A 5,337-nucleotide genomic window follows, 5' to 3' on the forward strand; every position below is an offset into this window, starting at 1 on the left:
TCCCCATCGGAGCATCCTACAATTTTTTATGAATTACTTGATTATTAATCGTACTTTCTTAACCTGTCACTTTTTACACCCTATATGAATAAATATAACTTTATTCATATAATTTTAAAAATATCATTATTTTGTGGACCTACCTAAAATTTTCATATATTTTTTTATATCGTTATGAAAATATTAATTTAACGTATTGGAGTTCTTATGCATATGGTTTTGTAATATTTTTGTATCCTGAGATATTTTTAAACACCACTTCAAATGGAACATCCACAAAAAAATACGAACAAAATACTAACTTTGATTTATCTTCAGATACCATTTTTACTGAAAAATAAGCTTGGTTAACGTCAAAACTTTGAGGGATTGAAAAGAAATTAGGTATCCGAAAATCATGCACATACCAGATATTTTATTCTATTAAATATTTTCAAAATGAGCTAATGAAGTAGTTAAATACCTTTCACCGGTATCAGGAAGTACGACAACTATTGTTTTATTTTTATTTTCCGGTTTTCTGGCTATTTTTAAAGCTGCACAGAGCGCTGCTCCTGAAGAAATTCCTGCAAAGATGCCTTCTTTTTTAGCCAGTTCTCTGGCAGTTTCAAAAGATTCATTATTGCTTATTTGAACTATCTCATCTATAATGTTGACATTCAGTGTATCTGGAATAAATCCAGCACCAATACCCTGTATTTTATGTGGGCCTGGACTGCCACCAGATAATACAGGAGAATCTTCTGGTTCAACAGCTATAGCTTTAAATTCAGGATTTCTCTCCTTAATTACCTCTGCAACACCAGTAATAGTTCCCCCAGTACCCACACCTGCTACGAGAATATCAACTTCACCTTCAGTATCATTCCAGATTTCTTCAGCCGTAGTTCTGCGGTGGATTTCGGGATTTTCAGGGTTCATGAATTGCTGGGGTATGAATGCTTTATAATATTCTTGTGCCAATTGGTTGGCTTTTTCAACTGCACCGTTCATTCCTTTTGAGCCGGTTGTCAGAACAATTTCAGCTCCGAATAGTTTCATGATATTTCGTCTTTCTATACTCATGGTATCTGGCATTGTAAGAATCAATTTGTATCCCTTGGAAGCACAAACAAAAGCCAGACCGATTCCTGTATTACCTGAAGTGGGTTCTATAATAACAGTGTCTTCAGTCAAACATCCATCCTTTTCAGCGGATTCTATCATACTGTATGCAATACGGTCTTTGACCGAACTTAAAGGATTAAAAGATTCTAATTTAGCAATCACTGTAGCCTGAGAATCGCCTGTGATGTTGTTCAATTTTACAAGTGGTGTCCTTCCAATTGTTTCTATAATGTTGGTATAGATATTTTTCATACTGTTCCCAAACAATATTATTTCCTATGTTTTTTATATATTAACTTTGGCTCTTCAATGATTACTGTATTATCTGGAGGTACTGATTTTGTAATCCATACATTTCCGCCTATTACTGAGCGTTCACCGATAACAGTATCACCTCCCAGTATAGTAGCTCCTGCGTAAATGATGACACCATCTTTTATCGTAGGGTGGCGTTTATTACCACGTATCATGTCCCCCTGCTCATCTTTGGGAAAACTCATAGCTCCTAATGTCACTCCCTGATAGATTCGGACATTATCACCGATTTCACATGTTTCTCCAATAACGACCCCTGTCCCATGGTCTATAAAAAAATGGTCGCCTATTTCTGCACCTGGATGAATATCGATACCCACTACGCTATGGGCATATTCTGTCATAATACGCGGTATAATCGTTATGTTCTGTTTGTGTAATTCATGGGCAACCCGATAAATGGTAATGGCTAAAAGCCCAGGATAGCTAAATATAATCTCGTCATAACTTTTCGCAGCTGGATCGCCTTCATAGGCAGCATGGACATCAGATGCTAAAACATCGCGTAGTTGGGGTATCTTCTTTAAAAAATTAAGAGCCTCTTTCTTACCACGATAAATACATTGTGTACATTTCTCCCCGTATCGCTGGCAATCATGCATGATACTGTTAGTTATTTGTTTGGAAAGTTTTTCAAAAAGGTCGTTTACCTCACCACCAATCTGATAGGATAAATTTGCCCTATCTATTACCTGATTTTCAAAATATCCAGGGTACAATATACGTTTTGCAATGTTGATAATTTCTATGACAGAATCTCTTGATGGAATCACTGCGGCATCAACATGCTCAAAACATGATTCTTTAGAACAACTTTCTACTATTGTATTAACAATAGACGGAATTTCTGCTCTGTACTCACTTTTAACTTCACTTCCAACGAGAATGCATTTGTCTGAATCGGTATTTTGATTTAAATCATCGTCTGTCATACATTAACCCTGTATAATTATTATAACAATTTTAACTGAATAGTTCCCTCTATTCATAACCTATAGTAAATAATTCCAACATTAAGGAAGTTATCATTGCATAGGTAGCAAATCTTACGTTTATAAATATGGATTCCGGATGCTCATCGATTATTTCATGGGTGATATAATTAAAGTCGCTACCGTCAATTGTTAAACAACTGGTTTTTTCAACATATTAACCATCATTCATAAAATTTCATCCATGCTACCACTGCGATAACCTTCGATATCGATGGTTACGTATAGTACACCAAGATTTTTGAGTCGTGAAACTACTTTTTTTCTATAGGTTAAAAAGGATTCCAGTTCTTCTTCCAGAATTTCAATCCTGGCTATTGCACCATCTCCATGCAGTCGTACCCTTACCTGGATGAATCCTAATGATGAAAGTATATTTTCAGCCTCATCAATGGTTTTAAGTTTATCTTCTGTAAGGTTTTCGTTGTATGGTATCCGGGAAGCAAGACAGGCAGATGAAGGGAAATTCCAAAATATATAACCTCTTTCATTTGCGATTTCACGAATATCCGATTTGTTAATACCTGCCTCTACAAAAGGGTATATAATTCCTTCTTCTTCACCAGCCGCAAGACCCGGACGATACTCTCCAAGGTCTGAAAGGTTTGTACCGTCTGCTACACAGTTAAAACCATTCATTGATGCATAGGATTTTAACAGTTTTGCTGAAGCTTTTTTACAGTGATAACACCTATCACTTGGGTTACTGTCTATCCCTGGCTGTTCAAGGACTTTGAACGGAAGTATCTCAAAATTTAAACCATATTTATGTGCTATTATTTCAGCCTGTTCTCTACTTTTTGCAGGCAAAAGCGGTGAATCAAGGAGAATACAAAGATGCTGATTACCAAGGGTTTCCTTTGCAACCAGTGAAAGCAGACTACTATCAACACCGCCTGAAAACGCTACAACCATTGATCCTTTTTGAGCGATTTTAGCTTTCAGGACATCCACTGGATTTGAACAGCTCATCGTATTTCCCACTTATTTACCGAAAATTACTCAATATTGTCTTCTTTATTCTTTTCATTTTCTCCCCATAAAGGAAGATCATGTTTTTGACGGTAATCGTTAATTGCTTTATGAATAGCTTCTTCTGCCAGAACAGAACAATGCATCTTCACCGGTGGAAGTCCCTCAAGAGCATCTGCAACCGCTTTATTTGAAATTTTCCAGGCTTCTTCCAGTGTTTTACCTTTTATAAGTTCAGTAGCCATACTGCTTGAAGCTATTGCTGCACCGCATCCAAAGGTCATGAATTTGGCGTCCTGTATTACATTATCCTCTATTTTAAGATACATTCTCATAATGTCTCCACATTTTGGATTACCGACCTCACCTTCTCCATCAGGTTTTTCCATTTCCCCTACATTCCTTGGATTCATAAAGTGGTCCATTACCTTTTTACTGTACATTGCCATTAATATCCCTCTTTATTTTTTTGATGCCATTGGTGACATTGATCGCAGTCGTTCAATTATGGTTGGAACAACTGAAAGTACATAATCCACATCTTCATCAGTGTTTTCTTTGCCAAGTGATAGTCGAAGTGAACCATGAGCAATTTCATGAGGCATTCCACAACCTATCAACACATGGGATGGTTCAAGTGATGCGGATGTACAGGCACTTCCAGTAGATGCTGCAATTGAATACGAATCGAGCAGTAGGAGAATTGACTCCCCTTCGATATATTCAAAGACAATGTTTACATTGTTTGGCAATCTTTTGGTAGGATGGCCGCAGAGATGGGTATTTGGAATTTCCAAGAGCTCATTTATCAGCCGGTCACGTAGAGATTGCATTCGTTTAGCATGGTTTTCAATATCTCTAGTGGCAATTTCTATGGCTTTACCAAGTCCAACAATACCGGGCACATTTTCAGTACCTGCACGACATTGTTTTTCCTGAGCTCCACCATGCATGAAGTTATCAATTTTTACACCTTTTTTTATGTAAAGTGCTCCAGTACCTTTAGGTCCATAGAATTTATGACCAGAAAGTGTGAGCAGGTCAATATTCATATCTTCAACATCAACCGGCACCTGACCGATAGCCTGTACCGCATCAGTATGAAAGTAAATCCCGTTTTTTCTGGCAACTTCGCCGATTTCTTTTATTGGCTCAATGGTACCGATTTCATTGTTTGCCAACATTACTGTGATAAGTATTGTATGGTCGGTTATGGCATCTTTAACATCTTCTACATCGACAAGGCCGAATTTATCAACAGGAAGATATGTAACATCGAATCCCTGTTTTTCGAGCCATTCACATGGGTGTAATACTGCATGATGTTCAATTGCAGTGGTTATAATGTGGTTTCCCTTATTTTTGTTTGCAAAGGAAATACCTTTAATTGCCCAGTTATCCGATTCAGTTCCCCCGCTTGTAAAAAATATCCTGTCTGTTCTGGCATTTATTGCGTTTGCCACCTTTTTTCTTGCCTTTTCAATTGCAGTTTCCGATTCATTGGCAATTGTATAGGGAGATGACGGATTACCAAAATATTCTGTAAAATAGGGCAGCATAGCCTTAACCACATCAGAATCAGTATATGTGGTAGCAGCATGGTCCATATAAACCAAATTTTGTTCTTCTCCATTGCTTTGCATAAACAACCTCATTACAAATATTGATTTCCAGTTAGTTATAATTTGATATGAATAGCTCCAATATCTTTATATTATTTCATGATTATAAGTACATATTGTCACAATTGTGAACATCCATCTGTATTGGTTTAATTTGGTTTAAACGTTGTGGTTAAGGAATGTTAAATACGGCTCTGACTGCTCTCCCACGACTGAAGAACTTGTCCAACAATCCTTAATTAAGATATAATATTTAACTGGTTAAGTTTTGAATTTTTTGTTATTCTACAATACAATGATTGATTTTCAATCAATCATTTGTATTATCC

The 5,337-nt window shown here is 36.6% G+C and carries 5 protein-coding genes; all 5 read right to left on the minus strand.

Annotation, left to right across the window (positions count from 1 at the left end; all coding sequences use genetic code 11):
- Positions 1–423: 423 nt before the first annotated feature.
- Entirely contained in the window at positions 424–1,359 is a 936-nt protein-coding gene (cysK, locus tag ACLFMM_RS09055; protein WP_410808412.1) for a cysteine synthase A, read from the minus strand.
- 17 nt (positions 1,360–1,376) lie between these two features.
- Positions 1,377–2,354, minus strand: coding sequence for a serine O-acetyltransferase EpsC (gene epsC / locus ACLFMM_RS09060; protein WP_410808413.1), 978 nt, complete (start codon positions 2,352–2,354; stop codon positions 1,377–1,379).
- Between the two features lie 228 nt (positions 2,355–2,582).
- Positions 2,583–3,386, minus strand: a complete 804-nt coding sequence (gene larE / locus ACLFMM_RS09065) for an ATP-dependent sacrificial sulfur transferase LarE (protein WP_410808414.1) — start codon at positions 3,384–3,386, stop codon at positions 2,583–2,585.
- Positions 3,387–3,412: 26 nt separating this feature from the next.
- A complete protein-coding gene (nifU, locus tag ACLFMM_RS09070) occupies positions 3,413–3,829 on the minus strand; it encodes a Fe-S cluster assembly scaffold protein NifU (RefSeq protein ID WP_410808416.1) in 417 nt (138 codons plus the stop codon).
- Positions 3,830–3,847: 18 nt separating this feature from the next.
- Positions 3,848–5,029, minus strand: coding sequence for a cysteine desulfurase NifS (nifS, locus tag ACLFMM_RS09075; protein ID WP_410808415.1), 1,182 nt, complete (start codon positions 5,027–5,029; stop codon positions 3,848–3,850).
- Between the last annotated feature and the right edge of the window lie 308 nt (positions 5,030–5,337).

This window comes from Methanohalobium sp. (assembly GCF_046546175.1).
Lineage (GTDB): Archaea > Halobacteriota > Methanosarcinia > Methanosarcinales > Methanosarcinaceae > Methanohalobium.

What these genes read in the sequence shown, in the direction of transcription:
- epsC (WP_410808413.1), bottom strand. Translation starts at nt 2,354, where the DNA reads ATGACAGACGATGATTTAAATCAAAATACCGATTCAGACAAATGCATT.
- cysK (WP_410808412.1), bottom strand. Translation starts at nt 1,359, where the DNA reads ATGAAAAATATCTATACCAACATTATAGAAACAATTGGAAGGACACCA.
- nifU (WP_410808416.1), bottom strand. Translation starts at nt 3,829, where the DNA reads ATGTACAGTAAAAAGGTAATGGACCACTTTATGAATCCAAGGAATGTA.
- nifS (WP_410808415.1), bottom strand. Translation starts at nt 5,029, where the DNA reads ATGCAAAGCAATGGAGAAGAACAAAATTTGGTTTATATGGACCATGCT.
- larE (WP_410808414.1), bottom strand. Translation starts at nt 3,386, where the DNA reads ATGAGCTGTTCAAATCCAGTGGATGTCCTGAAAGCTAAAATCGCTCAA.